14 protein-coding genes and 1 pseudogene are annotated in these 19,376 nt (G+C 63.4%); 8 read left to right on the top strand and 7 right to left on the bottom strand.

The window, feature by feature from the left end; all coding sequences use genetic code 11:
- The first annotated feature begins 6 nt into the window (after positions 1-6).
- The gene (locus Q7T84_RS20235; protein WP_304812728.1) at positions 7-897 is read left to right on the top strand and encodes a transporter; all 891 of its coding nucleotides are present in this window, start codon (positions 7-9) and stop codon (positions 895-897) included.
- 122 nt (positions 898-1,019) lie between these two features.
- On the opposite strand, the pseudogene Q7T84_RS20230 reads toward Q7T84_RS20235, so the two are convergent.
- A pseudogene (locus Q7T84_RS20230) lies at positions 1,020-1,967 on the bottom strand (rhodanese-related sulfurtransferase); the annotation flags it as partial.
- A gap of 402 nt (positions 1,968-2,369) precedes the next feature.
- Between Q7T84_RS20230 and Q7T84_RS20225 the strand changes: the two are divergent.
- The gene (locus tag Q7T84_RS20225; protein WP_304812725.1) at positions 2,370-2,936 is read left to right on the top strand and encodes a PEPxxWA-CTERM sorting domain-containing protein; all 567 of its coding nucleotides are present in this window, start codon (positions 2,370-2,372) and stop codon (positions 2,934-2,936) included.
- Between the two features lie 460 nt (positions 2,937-3,396).
- Here Q7T84_RS20225 and Q7T84_RS20220 read toward each other — a convergent pair whose 3' ends face one another.
- Together Q7T84_RS20220 and Q7T84_RS20215 are read right to left on the bottom strand one after the other, a co-directional pair.
- The gene (locus tag Q7T84_RS20220; protein ID WP_304812723.1) at positions 3,397-4,452 is read right to left on the bottom strand and encodes an ATP-binding protein; all 1,056 of its coding nucleotides are present in this window, start codon (positions 4,450-4,452) and stop codon (positions 3,397-3,399) included.
- A complete protein-coding gene (locus tag Q7T84_RS20215) occupies positions 4,449-5,138 on the bottom strand; it encodes a response regulator (protein WP_304812720.1) in 690 nt (229 codons plus the stop codon). The genes Q7T84_RS20220 and Q7T84_RS20215 overlap by 4 nt, the downstream gene beginning before the upstream one ends.
- A 255-nt stretch (positions 5,139-5,393) precedes the next feature.
- On the opposite strand from Q7T84_RS20215, the gene Q7T84_RS20210 reads away from it, so the two are divergent.
- From Q7T84_RS20210 to Q7T84_RS20195, 4 genes are read left to right on the top strand one after another with little or no spacing between them, the layout of a single operon-like run.
- A complete protein-coding gene (locus Q7T84_RS20210; protein WP_304812717.1) occupies positions 5,394-6,413 on the top strand; it encodes an efflux RND transporter periplasmic adaptor subunit in 1,020 nt (339 codons plus the stop codon).
- Positions 6,414-6,431: 18 nt separating this feature from the next.
- Positions 6,432-9,584, top strand: coding sequence for a multidrug efflux RND transporter permease subunit (locus Q7T84_RS20205; RefSeq protein ID WP_304812714.1), 3,153 nt, complete (start codon positions 6,432-6,434; stop codon positions 9,582-9,584).
- Entirely contained in the window at positions 9,581-11,023 is a 1,443-nt protein-coding gene (locus Q7T84_RS20200; protein ID WP_304812711.1) for an efflux transporter outer membrane subunit, read from the top strand. Before Q7T84_RS20205 ends, Q7T84_RS20200 begins: the two co-directional genes overlap by 4 nt.
- Positions 11,023-11,676, top strand: coding sequence for an N-acetyltransferase (locus Q7T84_RS20195; RefSeq protein ID WP_304812710.1), 654 nt, complete (start codon positions 11,023-11,025; stop codon positions 11,674-11,676). The genes Q7T84_RS20200 and Q7T84_RS20195 overlap by 1 nt, the downstream gene beginning before the upstream one ends.
- A 116-nt stretch (positions 11,677-11,792) precedes the next feature.
- On the opposite strand, the gene Q7T84_RS20190 is transcribed toward Q7T84_RS20195, so the two are convergent.
- Entirely contained in the window at positions 11,793-12,686 is an 894-nt protein-coding gene (locus tag Q7T84_RS20190; RefSeq protein ID WP_304812707.1) for a lipopolysaccharide assembly protein LapB, read from the bottom strand.
- A 279-nt stretch (positions 12,687-12,965) separates the two neighbouring features.
- On the opposite strand from Q7T84_RS20190, the gene Q7T84_RS20185 reads away from it, so the two are divergent.
- Positions 12,966-13,928: a class 1 fructose-bisphosphatase gene (locus tag Q7T84_RS20185; protein WP_304812704.1), complete on the top strand. Its 963-nt coding sequence runs from the start codon at positions 12,966-12,968 to the stop codon at positions 13,926-13,928.
- A gap of 201 nt (positions 13,929-14,129) precedes the next feature.
- Here Q7T84_RS20185 and Q7T84_RS20180 read toward each other — a convergent pair whose 3' ends face one another.
- From Q7T84_RS20180 to Q7T84_RS20170, 3 genes are all read right to left on the bottom strand, one after another.
- Positions 14,130-16,379, bottom strand: coding sequence for an S-layer family protein (locus Q7T84_RS20180; RefSeq protein ID WP_304812701.1), 2,250 nt, complete (start codon positions 16,377-16,379; stop codon positions 14,130-14,132).
- A 1,111-nt stretch (positions 16,380-17,490) separates the two neighbouring features.
- A complete protein-coding gene (locus Q7T84_RS20175) occupies positions 17,491-18,279 on the bottom strand; it encodes an SDR family oxidoreductase (RefSeq protein ID WP_304812698.1) in 789 nt (262 codons plus the stop codon).
- Complete coding sequence (locus Q7T84_RS20170) at positions 18,276-18,605, bottom strand: nuclear transport factor 2 family protein (RefSeq protein ID WP_304812695.1); 330 nt, start codon at positions 18,603-18,605, stop codon at positions 18,276-18,278. Before Q7T84_RS20170 ends, Q7T84_RS20175 begins: the two co-directional genes overlap by 4 nt.
- 115 nt (positions 18,606-18,720) lie before the next feature.
- On the opposite strand from Q7T84_RS20170, the gene Q7T84_RS20165 reads away from it, so the two are divergent.
- Positions 18,721-19,376, top strand: a 656-nt coding sequence (locus Q7T84_RS20165) for a LysR family transcriptional regulator (protein WP_304812692.1), incomplete at its 3' end; no start/stop codon positions are given.

Genomic DNA, 19,376 nt, shown 5'->3' with positions numbered 1-19,376 from the left:
TGGGCCATGAGGCGCTTGGCGGCGCTGGCCCTGCTCAGCCTCTCTGGCCCCGCCTCGGCGCAGGATGATGGTCCCCGCGTCTACCAACTCGCGCCGGTGGGGGCCCAGAACCTCACGGCGTTCCTCGTCAACAAAAGGGGTAATGAGAAACCAGAGCCGGGGTCGATCGACCCCGGCTCGGACATCGACACCGACCTTCTGGTTTTCCGCTACGCCCGGACGTTTGAGATGGCCAGCCGCCCTGTGACGCCGTTTCTCATTTTGCCGATGGGCGAAGTTCGCTCGACCGAGGCGCCCAAGAGCACCGGCTTTGGCGACATGCAGCTTGGCGGGACAATCGGGCTGATAGGGGCTCCGGCCTTGTCGCCGGAGGACTTCGCCGCGTTCAAGCCAGGCTTCGGGATGGGTCTACTGGGTCGCGTCTATCTTCCAACGGGCGTCTATAGCGCCGGCAAGCCGGTGAATCTCGGCTCGAACCGCGTGGCCTATCAGCTGGGTCTGCCAACCGTGTTCGCGGCGGGAAAGTCGTATCGCGACCCTTCGCTGACCAGCCTGGAAGTTCTGCCAACCCTTACGTTTTACGGGACCAACAACGACCCGTTCGGCGCCCAGCGCAGCGGCAAGAACGCCCTGTTCAGCGTTGAGGCTCATCTGACGCACAATCTCAGTCGTCGTGTCTGGGTGTCGGCCGACATGCTGTACCGCCTCGGCGGCGAAACCTCGACGGATGGACGGTCAGATGACAACGGCATGCACGGTTGGTCGGCCGGACTAAGCGCAGCCTTGCCGTTCGTGTCGAGGACGAGCCTGATCTTCACCTACCAGCATGTGATCGAGCGCAGCGACAGCGGCCCGGACGGCTGGTTTTTCCGCACGGCGCTCGTGGCGCCGTTCTGAGATGCCGTCGCTATCGACCGCTAGGCCCGTCGTAATCCCCGACCACATCTCTGCGTCGACCAACCGAGTCCGCTTTGGCGCCGAGCTTCACTTCCGCCGCTGGCGCCAGACGGAAGTTCGCGATCTGGCTTGGCCGGCGGCCCGCTGGCGAAGTGGTCGAGCCCGCGTGAAGCGGCCAGAGCGACCTGGCGCTGACGCTCCGCGTAACCCGTCCGTTGTTGCGCGTCCCGCTCACCATGGCAGGCGGGGCAGCTGACGCCGTCTTCAAAGAGCGGCGAGGCGCGCTCCTCCGGCGTTACAGGCATGCGGCAGGCGCGGCACAGCACATGGCTTCCCGGCGCAAGACCAGGGCCGAGCGCAACGCGCTGGTCAAAGACGAAGCACTCGCCCTGCCAAAGGCTGGTCGGTTCGCTCGCCGTCTCCAGGTATTTCAAGATGCCGCCGTCGAGGTGATAGACGGCGTCCAACCCTTCCGACTTCAGGAAGGCGGTCGCCTTCTCGCAGCGGATTCCACCGGTGCAGAACATGGCGATTTTCGGCGACGCCCGCTGACCCAGCAGGGCCTCGCGGTTAGCGCGGAACCAGTCTGGAAACTCCCGAAAACTACGCGTGCCTGGGTTCACGGCGCCTGCGAAGGTGCCGATCCTGACTTCGTAATCATTTCGCGTATCGATGACGAGCGTGTCCGGATCGCTGATCAGGGTGTTCCAGTCGTCGGCCGATAAATAGTGTCCGGCTTCCAGGGGATCGATGTGCGGCTGCCCCATGGTGACGATCTCGCGCTTGATGCGGACCTTCATTCTGTAGAATGGCATGACCGCGGCGCGGGAGATCTTTACCGATAGGTGCTCGCAGCCGGGCAGGGTGCGGATATAGGCCAGCGCCGCATCGATCCCGTCTGGCGTTCCCGCGATGGTGCCGTTGATCCCCTCCGGGGCCAGCAGCAGCGTGCCTTTGATCCCGTGGTCGGCGCAGACGACCGCCAGTCCATCGCGCAGCCGCTCGCAGTCGCTGAACGGCGAGAACCGGTAAAGGGCGGCGACACATACAGGCTGGTGGTGCTCGGTCATTTCGCGACAGCGTTGTCAGGTTAGCAGCTCAAGGGGAAGCAACGCCGACCGGAAAATTTGGTCAGAGGTCGTCTGCGAGACCTATCGCGAGCCGTCGCGCGAAACGCCTTGCGTGTGATCGGGAAAGAATCCTGGGATTCGAAACCTGTCCTTTCGCCTGCTCCGGGTGATGGCAGCGACACGCTCATATGAGCGTGTCGCGCCTGCGACAGTCTTAGGTTGGAGTTGGGCGGCGCTCTTCTGGGCGCTGCCCGCCGCCTGATAGTTAGAAGGACCGCGAGAGAGCGTTGTTCATCTTAGGCGCGAATTGGGTGGACCATTGATTGCAAAGCGATCTAGGCGTCAGGCTCCTGTGTCAACTTGGGACAGGAGAGGTGGAGCCGCTCACGCGGCGGGGGAAACATGAAGCTCAATACTATTGCCGGCGCGGTCGGTGCTGCCTTCCTTTCAGCCAACGCCGCGCATGCGGCGACGGTCACGCTGGATTTCGAAGGATTTCCAATCTCGTCGGACATCGCCACGAGCTATGCGGGAGTCACCTTCAACGGAGGAGCGTTCCGGAGCTGCGGAGGCGGTTGCCCAGCGCCGAACTATGGCGCCTTTGCGGGTTCGCTAACCGGCTCGTCGATGAGTGTGACGTTTGATCAGTTGCAGTCGCAAGTTAGCTTTATCAATGTCAGCTCCTCCAGCGTGACCGCCAATGCATATGACGCCGCGCACAATCTGATTGCGACGCTGAGCGATTTTTCGGGATCCTCCATCACGGGACCGCATGTCCTTTCGGGCTTTGGGATCCGCTCGATTGAGTTCATCCGAAACGGCGGCGACTTTGGCATCGACAACTTGACGTTCGAGATCGGGGCCGCTGTTCCCGAGCCGGCCACCTGGGCGATGATGATCATCGGCTTTGGCGCCGTCGGCTCGATAGTTCGCACCTCGCGCCGCCGGACCGCTTTCACCGCGGCCTAGCCGGGATTCGACATCCACGAATTGGCCCGCTCCCTTCACCGGGGGCGGGCCTTTTTGCTGCCTAGAGATCCGCGGCGTCGACCAGGATCGAGCCGTTTTGCTCCAACGTAATCAGAAACCCGACGACGTAGCGGGTGCGAACATCGATCAGGCGGCGGGAATGAACATCGTCGAGGTCGTGCTGCTTCCGAGTGGGGAAATTCGGCTTCTAAACGGCGCCAACAGGGCTCACGCGGAACAGCGGGCCAACGACTTCGATCGAGACTTTAGCTGATGAAGAAGCGGCCGACCCACGTCAGACATCCAGAACGTCTGCATGTAGAACCTTGATGCCGTTTCAACGGCATGTCCCGCCGCAGAGCCCTTGCCCGCCAGGTTAGCCGGGCTCCGGGCGGCTGAATGCGCGGCCGGCCACTACTATTCTTTCGCTCCACGGGTGGATCGCTCGCGCGGTTGCTGGCTAGTGAGATTTGGCATGAAGGGTAATTGAGAACTCAGCGCCGCCATCGGGCGCGATACGGCAGGACGCGCCGCCGCCATGGGCTTCGGCGATGGTGCGAACGACGGCGAGGCCGAGGCCGCTGCCTTCGCGTCCTGGCCCCGCGCGGTAGAATGGATCGAAGATCTTCGACGCGAGGTCCGGCGTCAGACCCGGACCGATATCTTTGACCTGAAGGATGACGGACGACCCGACACGCTCCGTGATGATGTCGAGAGGACCTGGAGTGGCATGTTTTTTGGCGTTGTCGATCAGAGCCAGCGCCGCCTGGCGCAAACGGGCGGGATCGCAGCGAACCTCCGCTGATTGAAGGCGCCAACGCGCGGTGAACCCCGCCTGGATCAAGGCAGGTTCAACGAGTGGACGCAGCCTTTCCAGCACGTCGGCGAGGTCGCAATCTTCCTGCCGAAGAACGAGTTGCCGGCTGTCGGCGAGGCTGACGACGCGTAAGTCTTCGATCAGGCGCGCGAGCCCCTCCGCGGTCTCTAGGAGACTGGCGAGCAACGGCGGTTCGAGTTTGAGAAGGCCATCGGACGCGGCGCTGAGCTGCCCGATCAGGATCGTCACCGGCGTACGCAGTTCATGCGCGATCGACGCATTCCAGAGGGTTAGCTCCTTCGCGCTCGCCTCGATACGGGCAGCCATCGCATTGAAGTCATCGATCAGTTGGTCGGTCTCCGCGACAACGATTCGTGACGTCGATGCGCGCGCGGAAAGATCGCCTCTCGTGATTTGGCGCGCAGTGTCAGCCAGCGCGGAGAGCGGCGCCAGCAAGCGGCGCGCCAGCAGGGCCGAGACCGAGCTGGACACAACGAGACCGGCGAACAGTATTCCACCCAGGATTGCGAAGTCGACAGAGGTCCAAACCCAGGGGTCTTCCGTTGGCGCCCATGATGGGTAAAAGGTGACCACAGACGCGTAGGCGTAATAGGCGCCGATCGTCGACAGCAGCCCGCCGACGATGGATACGCCAGCCATGTAGAGGCCGATCTTGCCGCTCAGGCCATGCCGCTTCAAACCTGCGACTCCATCCGATAGCCGACGCTTCGCACCCCGGTGATCAGCGCCTCACATCCGACATCGCGCAGCTTGTTTCGAAGCTTGCTCATATGGCTATCGACGGTCTTCTCAAGCACGTCCTGTCCCATAAGACAGGCATCCACGAGCGTGCTGCGCGAGGCGACGCGGCCGGGTGGCCGAGCCAGGTGTGTCAGCAGCCGATACTCGGTGAGAGTCAGGTCAAGCGTGCGCCATGCGCCCTCGACCAGCGCTCGGACACGGTGCCCCTCCAGATCAATTTCAAGGGGGCCGACACGGAGCACGTTCGGCGTAGGCGCGCCGTGGCTGCGGCGGAGCAGCGCATGCGCCCGGGCGACGACTTCCACGGGGTTGAAGGGTTTGACGACGTAGTCGTCCGCGCCGGTGCGCAGGGCCTGCACTTTGTCGATGTCCTGATCGAGCGCGGTGATGATGATCACCGGCGTGGGCCCCCGGCGACGCACTTCGCCGAGCACTTCCCAGCCGCTCTTCTTGGGCAGGCCCACATCGAGCAAAATCAAGTCTGGCTTGAGCGCCTGGTGCAGGTCGAGCGCAGTTTGACCATCATGTGCTGCGACGGTTCGAAACCCTTCTCGAACGAGATAGAGATCGAGGACCTGGGCGATCTTCGGCTCGTCCTCCGCAATCAAGACTAGTGCGCTCATCGTGGCCTCCTGGCCAAGGACGTCTCACGGCTCGCGTGGCTTTAGAAGCCCTGGCCGTCATCTCCACCAAGCCTCCACCAAACCCCCACCGACTGGCAAGCGAGGGATGCGAGACGCCATCGCTCACCAGCGCAATGGGGTCGGAGGACGATGATGGCACGGTATCTAGGTTGGGCGCCGGCCGTCGGGTTGGCGTTAGCGGCCGTCGCCTTGGCGGGCTGCGGTAAGAAGGCTGAGGCGCCCGTCGCCGAGGCCGTGGTCTCGGTCACCTATGTCAAGGCCTCTCCGTTGCAGCTGTCCGACGACCTTCCCGGGCGCGTGGTGGCGTTCCGATCCGCGCAAATCCGTCCGCAGGTCGCCGGAATCGTTCAGCGTCGCCTTTTCACCGAGGGCGGTCAGGTCCGCGCCGGCCAGCCGCTCTTCCAGATCAACGCCTCACCGTTCCAAGCCGATCTCGACAGCGCCGACGCTGCGGTTCAGCGCGCGCAGGCCGTTCGCGCCCGCGCCGAGATTCAGGTCGACCGCTTGAGGGGGCTGCTGGCCACCGAGGCGGTGAGCCAGCAGGTCTATGACGACGCCGCCGCGGATCTGGCGCAGGCCGAGGCCGATGTCGCGGCCAGCCGGGCTACAGCCGCGCGTCGCCGCTTAGACGTTGCGTTCGCCACCATCACCTCTCCGATCGCCGGGAGGATCGGCGCGGCGTCGGTCACGGAGGGCGCGCTCGTCGGCACAGGCGACACCACTCCGTTGGCGACGGTCAATCAAATCGATCAGGTCTACATCGACGTACGCCAGCCGGTGGCGCGCCTTCTGGCGCTGCGCGCGGCCGGTGAGAGCCAAGCGCCGGTTGAAATCCTCGATGCGGACGGCGCGCCGATGAACCTACGGGGGCGGCTGCTTTTCTCAGACCTGCAGGTCGATCCCAGCACAGGCGAAGCCGTGGCGCGTGTGCTGGTCGACAATCGCTCCGGCCGCTTGCTGCCGGGCATGTTCGTGCGTGCGCGGCTGCCGCGCGGTCCGGCGACGAGCCTACCACAGGTGCCGCAGCAGGCTGTGTTCCGTCAGGGTGAGCAAGCGCAGCTCGTCGTTATTCGCGGCGACGGAAGCTCTGAAACGCGCTCGGTTCAGGTCGGTGACGTTGTCGATAACAGCTACGTCGTGCTGTCCGGCATCAAGGCCGGCGAGCGTGTCGTGGTCGAGGGCCGCGACAAGATGGCTCCAGGCGCACCGGTCAAGCTCGTCGTCTGGAAGACCCCGCCGATCACCGATCGCTGACTTCAGAGGTATCGTCCCATGGCTCGCTTCTTCATCGAGCGCCCGGTCTTTGCCTGGGTGCTGTCGATCTTCATCATCATCGGCGGTCTTCTGGCGCTGCCGCGACTGCCGGTCGAACGCTTCCCAACGGTGGCTCCGCCCAGCGTCAGCATTAGCGCGACCTTCCCGGGCGCAACGCCCCAGACCTTGTCCGACAGCGTGATCGCGCCGATCGAGCGCGAGCTGTCGAGCGTCAAGAACCTGCTCTACTTCGAAAGTTCGAGCGATACCTCGGGCTCGGCCTCGATCACCGCCACCTTCAAGCCGGGGACCGACCCCGAATTGGCGCAAGTGGACGTACAGAACCGCCTGAAGAACGTCGAGGCGGGTTTGCCGCAGGTCGTTCGTCAGAACGGACTGATGGTCGACGCTGCATCGTCGAACTTCCTCCTGATGGTCGCGCTCAACTCTGACGGCCCCTTCGACGAGCAGGAGCTCGGCGACTATCTCAGTCGCAATCTCGTCGAAGAACTGAAGCGCGTACCTGGTGTCGGCAAGGTACAGAACTTCGCCTCCGAACGGGCGATGCGTATCTGGATCGATCCGCAGAAGATGGCGGCTTACAACATCGCCATCGACGATCTGACGGCGGCGATCGCGGCGCAGAACATGGCGATCTCGCCGGGCAAGGTCGGCGAGGCGCCAACAACCGTAGGTCAGATGGTGACGGTGCCGCTGACCGCTTCGGGCCAACTTGAAACGTCTGACCAGTTCCGCGCGATCACCCTGCGCGCCAATCCCGATGGTTCTCGGCTGACCCTGGGCGATGTCGCGCGCGTCGAACTTGGCCAGCAGAGCTACGCGTTCGCCAGCTATTACAACGGCAAGCCGTCGGCGGTGGCCGCGATCCAGCTGAGCCCCGGCGCGAACTCGGTGGCGGTCTCCGATGGCGTCATCGCCCGGATGGAGCAACTGAAGAAGGCGATGCCGCCGGGCATGAGCTACTCGGTGCCTTTCAACAATGCGCCGTTCGTGAAGGTCTCCATTGAGAAGGTGGTGCACACCTTGATCGAGGCGATGGTGCTCGTGTTCCTCGTGATGTTCCTCTTCCTGCAGAACATCCGCTACACGCTGATCCCGGCCATCGTTGCACCGATCGCGCTACTTGGGACGCTGGCGATCATGACCTTGACCGGCTTCTCCATCAACGTCCTGACCATGTTCGGCATGGTGCTGGCGATCGGCATCATCGTCGACGACGCCATTGTCGTGGTCGAGAACGTCGAGCGGATCATGGCGAGTGAGGGCCTTTCGCCCAAGGACGCCACGATCAAGGCGATGAATGAGATCACCAGCCCGGTGATCGGCATCACCCTCGTACTCGCCGCTGTCTTCATCCCAATGGCGTTCTCCGCCGGGACGGTCGGCGTGATCTATCGACAGTTCACTCTGTCGATGGCCGTCTCGATCCTGTTCTCGGCGTTTCTGGCGCTGTCGCTGACGCCGGCGCTGTGCGCGATGCTGCTCAAGCCGATCACCGCGGGTCATCATCAGGATAAGAAGGGCTTCTTCGGCTGGTTCAACCGTCGCTTTGATCGCCTAACCTACGGTTACACGGGCTGCGTTACCCGGCTGCTTGGCCGGACCGGCACGGTGATGGCGATCTTCCTCGTCATCCTTGGCTTCACTGTGTTCACGTTCATCCGGCTGCCGTCTGCCTTCCTGCCGGACGAGGATCAGGGTCAGCTCATGACGTCGATCACCCTGCCGTCCGATGCGACGGCGGAGCGGACACGTCACGTTACGCTTCAGTACGAGAGGGAGATGAGCAAGCGTCCTGGCATCGAAGGCATCACCAGCGTGATGGGTTTCGGGTTCGGCGGCTCCGGTCCAAATGCGGCGATGATCTTCACCAACCTCGTGGACTGGGACAAGCGCAATGGCGCGACGTCTCAAGGCGAAGCGGCGGCTGCGGCTGAGGCCATGGCCAGCGTCCGCGACGGCACGGTGATGACGTTGCTGCCGCCGGCCATCGACTCCCTTGGCAGCTCGGCGGGCTTCGAGCTGCGCCTTCAGGCGGTGCGCGGCCAGAGCATCCAAGAGCTGAATACAGCGACCAACAAGCTGCTGACCCTGGCGGCCCAGAGCCCCAAGCTCGCCGGTGTCTATCCGGACGGCCTGCCCGAGGGTGCGTCGGTTGATCTAAGGATCGACCGCGCCAAGGCGGAGGCGCTAGGCGTGTCGTTCGACGCGATCAACAACACAATCAGCGCTGCGCTCGGTTCCAGCTACGTCAATGACTTCCCCAACAACGGCCGCATGCAACAGGTCATCGTTCAGGCGGACGCCAAGGCCCGCATGCAGGTTAGTGACGTGCTCGCCCTTTACGTCCGCAACCGCGCAGGGGGCATGGTGCCGTTGGCCGAGGTGGTCCAGCCGCAATGGCGCACCATGCCGATGCAACTGGTCCGCTATAATGGCTTCCCAGCAGCCAGCATTTCGGGCGGCCCGGCGGCGGGCGTCTCAAGCGGTCAGGCCATGGCGGAGATGGAGCGCTTGGTCGCTCAGCTGCCGCAGGGCTTCAACGTCGCCTGGACCGGGGCCTCGTTGCAGGAGCAGCAGAGCGGCAACCAGGCGCCCATGCTGCTCGCCTTCTCCATGCTCGTCGTCTTCCTCGTGCTGGCGGCGCTCTATGAGAGTTGGTCCATCCCGCTATCGGTGATGATGGTCGTACCCCTCGGTGTCATCGGCGCGGTGTTGGCGGTGACCTTGCGCGGCATGCCCAACGACGTTTTCTTCAAGGTAGGCCTGATCACGATCATCGGCCTGTCCGCGAAGAATGCGATCCTCATCGTGGAGTTCGCCCGCAAGCTGCGGCTCGAAGAGGGCAAGGGCCTGATCGAGGCCACCATCGAAGCCTGCCGCCGAAGACTGCGGCCGATCATCATGACCTCGCTGGCGTTCACCCTGGGCGTCGTGCCGCTCATGGTCGCGAGCGGCGCAAGCGCCGCGACGCAGCAAGCGATCGGGACCGGCGTCTTCGGCGGCATGATCACCGCCACCGTGCTGGCCGTCTTCTTCGTCCCTGTCTTCTTCGTCTTCACCCTCACCGCCATCGACCATCTTGGCCAGCGGATCGGCCGCTCAGCTCCGGTGCTAGCAAATGTTTCCAAGGGAGATCCGCCATCATGAACCCCCGGATCATCACCGTGAGCATCTCGGCGCTCGCCCTGCTCCTCACGGCTTGCCAGACCGCGCCGAAAGCCGCGCAAAGCGGGATTGTCGCCTCAAGCTTCCCGCTAGCGTCGCCAACGTTTGATGGGACCTCGGCAGCGGCGCTGGACTGGCGTGACGTACTGATCGATCCGCGTCTCCAGGCGCTGGTCCAGATCGCACTCAGCGACAGTCGCGACCTACGTATCGCCGTGCTGGATGCGGAGGCGGCCCGCGCGCAACTCCGTGTGCAGCGCGCGGTGTTTTGGCCGCAGATTGAGGCTCAGGCTCAGGCCACGAAGAACCGTGACGCTGGGCAGTCCGCTGGTCGCATTGGCGGGAGCGAGGAAGGCCAACAAGCTCGGACCTTGGGTCAAACCCAAATTGGCCTGAATCTGACCGCGTTCGAGATCGACCTCTTTGGCAGGCTACGCGCCGAGTCGGAAAGCGCATCCGCCGCCTATCTTGCGGCGGGTGCGGGCCGTGATGCCGCGCGCATCGCGCTGATCTCGACGGTGGCTGACGCCTACATCGCTCAGCGCGCTGCTCAGGAGAATCTTTCGCTGACAGAAGCGACGCTGGATGACTGGCGCCGTTCGCTTGCGATGGCCGAGCAGCTGAAGGCTGCGGGTCGCGGCAGCGCCTTGGATGTCGCTCAAGCGCTAGGGCAGGTCCGCACGGCGGAGGCCGACTTGGCCGCGGCCCAGCGCACGCTCAGCACCAGCACCAATGCGCTGACCCTCGCGATCGGTCGCCCGATTCCAGCCGATCTTCCGGCCGGACTGCCGCTGGATGCGGCGCCCGTCGTCACCATACTTCCGGTAGGATTGCCATCGGACCTGCTTGAGGCACGCCCGGACATCCGACAGGCCGAGCACCGCCTCAGTGGGGCGAACGCGGACATCGAAGCGGCGCGGGCGGCGTTTTTCCCACGGCTAACTCTGACGGGCGCGCTTGGCTTTGGTCACCCTGAACTCAATCAACTGCTCAAGTCCACGAGCGGCGTCTGGTCATACACGCCGCAAATCACGCTGCCGATTTTCCAAGGTGGACGCTTGAAAGGTTCGCTCGATCTAGCGCGGATCCGCGGCGACAGTGCTGTGGCGAACTATGAGCGCTCAATCCAGGTGGCGTTCCGTGAAGTCGCCGACGGGCTGGCTCAACGGGAGACTTATGAGCGTCAGGTGGCTAGTCAGTCGGCTGCGGTCGAGGCGGCGGAGCGACGTCTGAGCCTATCGGACCAGCGCTTCAGGGCCGGCGTCGACAGCCGACTTGAGCTGCTCGATGCGCAACGGCAATTGTACGCGGCGCGCCAGTCGTTGGTCACGCTCAGGCAGTCTCGCTACGCGAGCGCCATCGTCTTGTTCAGAGCCCTTGGTGGAGGACTGCGCGAGGCTGCGATCAACGATCAAAGCTGATGTTCGATCGCGGCGCGCCGATCAATCACCCTCCGCCCGATGCGTGCACCCGCCCCCCCCTCGAAATCTCCCTCAGGATGGGAAAGAAACCCCGCATGACAAACGCATTGATAACTCTCGAAGACACTCACCCAAACGACATCGCGGCCTTCAAAAAGGAGCTACAGGAAGCTTTCGCTCTGGCGGTTGTCGACGAATTTGGCGGCCTGGACGATGGGCCGATTCCGCCAGACGAGGTCTTGGATGGAGCAGTCAACGCACCTGGCGCCGTGACGCTGCGTATTCTCTGCGATGGCAAGAAGGTGGGCGGGGCGGTCGTTACGATCAACGCCAAGACCCATCACAACTCACTTGATCTATTTTTCCTGAAGGTCGGTGAGCATGGTCGTGGTCTCGGCCTCAAGGCTTGGCTCGCCATCGAGAAGCGATTTCCCGAGACGATAACGTGGCAGACGCACACGCCATACTTCGAGAGGCGCAACATCCATTTCTATGTCAACAAATGCGGCTTCAAGATCATCGAGTTCTTCAACAAGCACCACCCTGACCCGAACCAACCGGGAGGACAGGACGATCTGCCCGGCGACGGGGATGCTTTTCAGTTCGAGAAGGTTATGAGGCCCTCCAGGCAGGGCTTTGACGAAGCGGAATGACCGCCGTCCAGCGACTGCTCCGTGACGATCAAGGTTCACGGAAGAGCAGATCATCGGGATCCCGCGCGAGCAGGCGGCGGGCATGCCGGTGGTGGACCTGACCGCGCCCGCGCTTCCTAGGCGCCAGCTATTTCGCGCAGGTCGCGCTCCGCCGCGATGTAGCCGAATGCAAAGCGACTGCGACCATGGAGGATCTGTTCAAAGACCGCCTGAGCCGCGCCTGTCTCGCGGTTGTAGAGATACCAATTGCCTACGCCGTACCCCTGGGTCGCGTAGAGAGTTTCCCGATCATGGATTTCTTGAGAGCCCTTTTCCGGGTTAAGCAGGTCCTCAGGCTCAAGCTCGCCGCGATACATGCGCAGGCGGCGGTAATAGGAGGGGCCTTCCACGAACGCCTCGTCCGGCAGGTTTTCGGGGATGCCGGTGAGCACATCGGCTGCCGCAGCCACATCGCCTTTGCGGCGGAGGGTCATGTAAAGCCAGTCGTTGCAGGCGGTCAGCCCGTCGTAGTCTTGGGGGCGCACCCATCCAAGGCACCGCCGATACGTGGCTTCGGCGGCGTCCCACTCTCTGAGGAGATAGTGCGCCAGGGCCAGATGATACAAGGTGTTGAACTGGATGCTGGTGGCGGGAACTGGAAGCTCGTTGCCCTCGCCGTCCGGCTCGATCCACTCCGGTAGTCCCTCGATGAGTTCCGCAGCGCGCGCTAAGTCAGCCCGCCCCTCGACGAACCGCCGAGCTGACAGGAAGCGATGTCCGCGCTGGCGAAGAAGCTCGAAGGAGTCGGGATATCGCTGAAGTCCCTCGCTGAACACAGCGATGGCGTCGTCTATCCCATAGCGGAAAGCCAGCACCCGTCCGTACCAAACTGTGTTGGGCAACGACGGGGACGTCTCGTAGTTTGAACGAGCACGATCAAGCGTGCGTTTGGAGCGTTCGCGAATACTGTCAACTGTCATGCGAGCAGTGGAGCGGTTGCGACCGCGACTGGCAAGTCGGATCGTTTTCATTTGTCAGTGCCTTGGGGGCGCAGGGCTGACCTGAGTTGATCTTGATTTGGGTTGCGGTGGAGTTTCGCGCAAACCCCGGGCTGTAGAACGTTGGAAAGAAGCGGCGCTGCCGATGCGCTCGAAGTTAGGAAGTTGGCGTGCAGCCGATGTCAGGACTTGGCGCCCAGCCGACACTTCGCGGCTCATCGGGCAGGTCGCCCCGAAGCGGACGCGCCGAACGGCTGTGCGGGGTGGAAAGCGGAATGTGGTCTCCGGCACCATGGTCGGTATAACAGCCAAATGACCGATCTCCCGACACTGGAAACCTACCTCGCCACCCATCCGGGCAGTCCGGCGACCGCTGAAGCGCTACTCCACATTGGACGGGCATGTGTGGAGATCAGTAGGGCCGTGCAGCTTGGCGCAGTAGGCGATCATCTGGGCGCGGCCGGCGCGACCAACGTCCAAGACGAGGAGCAAAAGAAGCTGGACGTGCTCGCCGACGACATCCTGGGCCAAGTTCTCGAACGGTGCGCGTCCGTCGCGGGCTACGCGTCCGAAGAACGCGAGCACGTCGAACTCACCGGCCGATCCGGCGGCGTGCTGGTGCTGTTCGATCCCCTGGACGGGTCCAGCAACATCGACGTGAACGTGTCGATCGGCACCATATTCTCGATCCTCCCTGCGCCCGACAACGGGACGCCGACGACGGAGAGTTTCCTTCGCTCCGGGCGTCATCAGCTCGCCGCTGGCTACGCGGTGTATGGGCCGCAGACGGTTCTAGTGATCACGGTCTCGGCCGAGGTGGCGGCGTTCACGCTCGATGCGGAAGGCGTATGGAGGCTTACCCACGAGCGCCTGCGCGTGCCAACCGAGACGCGCGAGTTCGCGATCAACATGTCGAACCAGCGGCATTGGGCGGAGCCGGTCCGACAATACATCGCCGAGTGCCTGCAGGGGCGCGATGGCTCCCGGGGCAAGGACTTCAATATGCGCTGGGTGGGTTCCATGGTGGCAGACGTCCACCGCATCCTGATGCGAGGTGGCGTCTTCCTCTATCCATGGGACGCACGCGAACCCTCGCGGCCAGGAAAGCTGCGCCTTCTGTACGAGGGCGCCCCGATGGCGCTGTTGGTTGAGCGCGCGGGCGGGGCGGCCAGCGACGGCCAGCGACCGCTTTTGGATGTCGAGCCGACTAGCCTGCACCAGCGCGTCGGTGTGGTGCTTGGCTCTGCGGCCGAGGTTTCCCGCTTGGCCGCATAGCCGAGAGTTCGAGGGAGATCCTACCTCGGGACAATCGGAAGGTCCGCTAAGGGTCGGTTCCGGTCGACCTTGAGGCGGCAGCAAGCAGACCTTGATGGGAGTCCGCTTCTCGCCTCTTCCTCGATGTCCGGAAATGGCGCAATCGGGACGAGCGAGACCTTCTGCCGCCCCGCCGCCTGGACCGGTGTCGCTTCCTCGAAACTAGACGAATACAAAGTCTGAGGCCGTCAGGCTGCTGGAGGCGACTCCAGTCATGACGATGACCTCCGCGCCCAGGGTGATAACGGTGTCGACGCCCTGAGCGCTGATCTTGTTCACCAGTGCGGCGAAGTCGGCGGCGTCGGCGGCCGACAGGCGTATTAGATCGCCTTGGGAGCGGGAGAAGTCGGTGATCACGTCATGACCGGCCCCACCCGAGAAGTTGAAGATGTCGGCGCCCGCGCCGCCGGTCAGGACGTCACTGCCTAGGTCGCCCGACAAGTAGTCGATCCCGTCGCCTCCATGAATCACATCATGGCCTTGGCCGCCAAGGATGGTGTCGTCGCCCAGGTCGCCGAGCAGTAGATCGTCGCCTTGGTTGCCTTGCAGCCAATCCTGGCCTTTGCCCCCGCTAAGGGTGTCGCCGCCGAGGTCACCGAACAGCTTGTCCTCACCTTGATTGCCGTGGACGAAATCCTCGCCCTGGCCGCCCCTCACCGTGTCCGCGCCACCGCCGGCATGCAGGGTGTCATTGCCCTGATTACCTTGAAGGTCGTCGGCGCCGATGTCTCCGGTCACTCTGTCGTCGCCCAGCCCGGCGGCGACGATTCCGCCCCAGGCCGGTGTCGTCAGAACGTCGGATGCGTCGGTCGGCAGGTTGACGGGCTGTTCGGGTTCGGGTGTCGGCGGCGTTGGGGTTCCTGTAAAGGTCAACGCGACGTCATTGCCGTCCCCGCCAACATAGCTGATCTTAAAGTTGACGCCGCCCGCCGAGACGGTAGCGCCCTCCGCCAGGCTGGTGAAGGTTCCCGTCACCAGATCCGTCGTCCCATCATTGTCGATGATGATGAAGCTGGCGGAGCTTGTGGGACTGAAGCTGTTAACTAGGCTGAGGCTGAGCGCTCCACCCACCGTCACGGTCCCGGCGACGTCGATCTGGTCATAGTTGCCCACGACGGTTCCGCCCATCTCAACCGCGAAGGTCGCGCCGCCATTCAGCAGGAGGTTTCCCGTGTGCAGCACCCCCGGCGATTGGCCCGCCGCCAGCGTGCCATTGACGCTCACGTCGGCGTTGATCGTTCCCGTTCCGCCCAGAGTGGCGCCGCTGTCCACGCTGACCGCCGAGACGATGGTTCCATTGACGACCAGGGTTCCCGCCAGGACGTGCGTGTCTACGGTGTAGGTCGAAATCCCCGAAAGCGTCAGTGTGCCGGCGCCCGTTTTGTCCACCACAGGGTCGCCGGAGCTGAACATTGAAGGCATGCCGGCGCCGCTTAAAGCACCGCTCAGCGTCAAGCTCGCGCCGGTATCCACTGTGATAGTGGCCGAGCTCTGAATATCTATGGCGCCGCTCGAAGAGGCCTGCCCTGAGAGGAGCTCGATCGCTCCGCCGCGACTATCGATCTCGATGGCTCGCGTCAGGGCGATGCCGTCGGTCAGGCGCAAGGTGGCGTCCGACATGGAGGCCGCCTGCGTACCAGCGCCTACAGCGGTGTTATTGGCGAGGATCGTGACGCCGTCCTGCAGCTGAAGGAGGCCGGTGAAAGCGGAGTTGTCGCCGCTGAGGATCCGGGCTCCGGACCCGCGAACGGCCAGCAGGCCAGAACCTATGATGTCGCCGGCCAACTCGACGTCGCCCTGAACATAGATGATCGCGCTGAACCCGCCGTTGTCGATCACGGTAAGGCTGTTGTCGAAGGAGCCGCTCGTGACGCTCAGGGAGCCGCCGTGCAGCGTGATCGCGCCGTGACCTAGATCCGCTTGGTCGCCCGCCTCGATATTGGCGCCGTAGTTGGCGTAGATCGCCACCTGCGAGCTGCCGTTCGCGCCCGTCAGGCTCAATTGGGAAAAGGCCCCCAGGACTTCCAGCGTGCCGGTTCCGGCTAGGGTGTTATCGAACGTGACGCCGCCGCTGATCTCGAAGAGCAGTGTCGCGCCGCTGGCTATCGTCACGGTCCCGGCGCCGAGATTGCCGTCGGAAGAGACCTGCAGCACGCCCGCGGCCACCGTGGTCGTCCCGGCATAGGTATTGTCCCCGGATAGCGTCAGGGTTCCCTGCCCAGCCTTTGCAAGGCTGCCGCTTCCGGCGATGTCGGCCGAGATGGACTGGGCCGTGCTAGCGTCGAGGGTGACGGCGCTCCTGAGCGTGGCTCCGCCCAAATCGGATATGCTTGTGACGACGCTAGGGTCCAAGCCGATGGTGTCGGCGTCGCCATTGGCGTCATTGAAGGAGTCGTTGAGCGCTTGGCCCAAGGTCCCAATGCCAGAAGCGCTTGCGGAATACACGGAGAATACAGTCATCGTCACGCTCGCAAAATCTGGGATTGAAATATTTGATAGGTTCAAAATACTTTAGAAATCGTTCTACGAATTCATTTTGAGAATTATTTTGCATCGATCGGCGTAGGTTTATTATTTAGTTTAGATGTGGATTATCCGAAATACATATCGTGAATGACGAACTGATTAAATTTACCCAAATAGTACAATTATATGGCGATAGATGTTCATCCCGAATACTTTACAGAAGTATTGTCTGTGTGAGCGCTGAAGGGTATTGAAGGAAGCTTGGCGGCAGGGAAGACCAGCGTGGCCGCCGCCAGCGAGCCCGTTGCTCGAGTATCTCGCAGCAAAACGGCGCGATCCTAAGCAACAAATCTGTGTCTAACCAACGGCCTAGGCCGCAGGCTCGCGCCTCAGCGCTGCGTGAGGACCACGCCTACCGCGGCGATCTGCTTGCCGCTCGGCAGCCTTGGTCTCCTTGGGGCGCCCAACTGACCCAATTCCAGCCGTTTGGATGGTGGGGCTGTCTCAAGAGGAGGTGGCCATGAGCCAACCTGATCTCTTTCGAACTCCAAACAGACCTTGGAACGCTGGCAGGCTGATCGGCCCAAAGGCGCCCCTCAAGCCGAAACACGTCTGGGCTATCCGACGGGAGCTGAAGACCTCGCGGCGTCGCCGCGACTTGGCGCTGTTCAACTGCGCGCTCGATTCCAAGCTGCGAGCTTGCGATCTCGTACGTCTGAGGGTCAGCGACGTGGCGCCAGGTGGAGTCTTGCGGGCTCGTTCTACCGTCATTCAGCAGAAGACCGGCCGACGCCTGTCAGCTGCTCCTGGGGCATCGGAATTTGGAGAGTACGGTGCGCTACCTTGGGATCGAAGCAGAGGGCGCATTGTCGATCTCAGAGCAGGTGGAGCTCTGAACGATTTGGCGGGACCGCCCATAGCGGACCCGCCAAATGTCAGGGGAGGGTGGGACCGGACAGTCGCGTTCTTAGCGAAAGTAGGCGTGAAGCTCGGCGCGGCGGGGTCAGGCGCTTGTCCACGTTCAACCGAACTCCGGCATGGCGTGGACTGCCTACGATCACACTGTCGGGACGGTCCCACCGTCAACGACCAGCTCGGCGCCATGGATTGAGGAAGCCCGGTCCGAGGCTAAGAAGGCGATGGCTTCGGCGACTTCGAGGGGTTCGGCGCCGCGACCGATTGAAATTCCGCCGAGGCCTTTCAGGACGAGCTGACGCGCGTCCTCCAGCATGCCGCCGTTGGCGTCCTGCAGACGCTTCAGGAACACATCCGTCCCCTCGGTCATGATCCAGCCGGGGGAGACGGCGTTGACCCGCACGCCTTTCGGACCCAGCTCCTTGGAGATCGACTTGCTGTATGTTCGGAGCGCAGCCTTGGCGGCGGCGTAGGCCGTGGTCGCATCCGGGAGAGGCAGGACCGACTGGATGGACGTGACATGCACCACCGCGCCAGCGCCCCGCTCGATCATCTGCGGGATCAGGAGGCGGTCAAGGCGAACCGTGGCGAGAAGGTTGAGGTTCAGCTCGGATAGCCAGTAATCGTCCGTCAGCATTGCGAAGCCGCCACCTGGCGTCGTCGAGCCGCCGAGGACGTGAGCCAGAATATCAACTCCGCCTAGGCGGTCGATCGCCGCCTTCGCCAGGGCTTCCCCGCCCTCGGCCGTCGTCAGGTCCGCCTGGACGAACTCGACGCCGCCGATGGGCTCCAGGGCGCCGCGGGCGGAGGTGATCACGCGGGCGCCGCCGGCCAGGAACCGGTCGACGGTGGCGCGGCCAAGACCCTTGGTGCCGCCGCTGATGAGCACGCGCTTGCCGGCAAACTCGGTCGGATCAGCCTTGCTCGTCATGCCGTGACCTCCAGCGTCTTGATCGCGTCGCTTTCAAGGGTGAAGCGATAGGTGAAACGGATCGGGCTGCCCGGAAAGTCGCCATGGGCGGGGCCTTCGACGACTACCTCGCCGCCTTGGCGCCGAAGGGAGTCGGGCGTGAAGATCGCCCTCACGGGAACCACTTCCTTTTCCAGCAGCCCTCGGATTTCCGAGCGCCCCTGAAAGACGGCGCCGTTGTCACGGAAGATAGCGTCCGGCGCGAAGGTCTGAAGCATGGCCTCGACGTCGAGGCGGGCGTTGGCGGCCACATAGGCGGCGATGGGAGGTGGAAGGTCTAGCGACATGGTTTGTCCTGCTTGCTGCGTGCAGCTGTCAGCTGCGTCACCAGTCAAGGTAGCGATGGACGGGCCACGCGATAATCAGGACACTTGAGGATGTTACATCACGGGATTCGGGACAATGTCGGCTGGAATTACTGAATTGGACGCGGTCCTGATGGTCGCGCGGCGGGGGAAATTTCGCGCGGCGGCGCTGGAGCTGGGAATGTCGACGACTGCGCTCAGCAACGCCGTGGGAAAGCTTGAGCGCCAGCTTGGCGTAAGGCTCTTCAATCGGACGACGCGCAGCGTTTCGCTGACCGAGGCGGGCGAGCTGTTCATCACCAAGGTGGCGCCGGCCGTCGGCGAAATTCATGAGGCGATGAACATTGCCCGCTCACAGCAGGCCACGCCTTCGGGCAACTTGCGCATCAACGCCTTTCCAACGGCGGCGCGCGAGATCTTCTCCTGGCTCGTCCTGCCTTTCTTGCGCGCCCATCCCCAGGTTCAAATCGACATCGTCACAGAGGGTCGACTGGTCGACATCGTCGCAGGCGGTTTCGACTTCGGCGTCCGCAGCGCCGACCTCGTGCCGATCGACATGATCGCCCTGCCTCTGGGAATGGCGCGACGTAACGTCGTGGTCGGCGCGCCGGACTATCTGAAAGCGCATGGGACGCCCGAGACGCCCGAGGACCTCGCACACCACGTCTGTCTCCGCGTTCGGCTTCCCAACGGTGCGATCTATCGCTGGCCCTTCGAGAAGGCTGGGCGTTCGGCGCACATCGACGTCGCAGG

Origin of the sequence: Phenylobacterium sp., assembly GCF_030654915.1 — a bacterium.
In the GTDB taxonomy this organism is placed as follows: Bacteria; Pseudomonadota; Alphaproteobacteria; order Caulobacterales; family Caulobacteraceae; genus Phenylobacterium.
The sequence above is the reverse complement of the archived record's forward strand: the minus strand, read 5'-3'. Positions and strand labels throughout refer to the sequence as shown.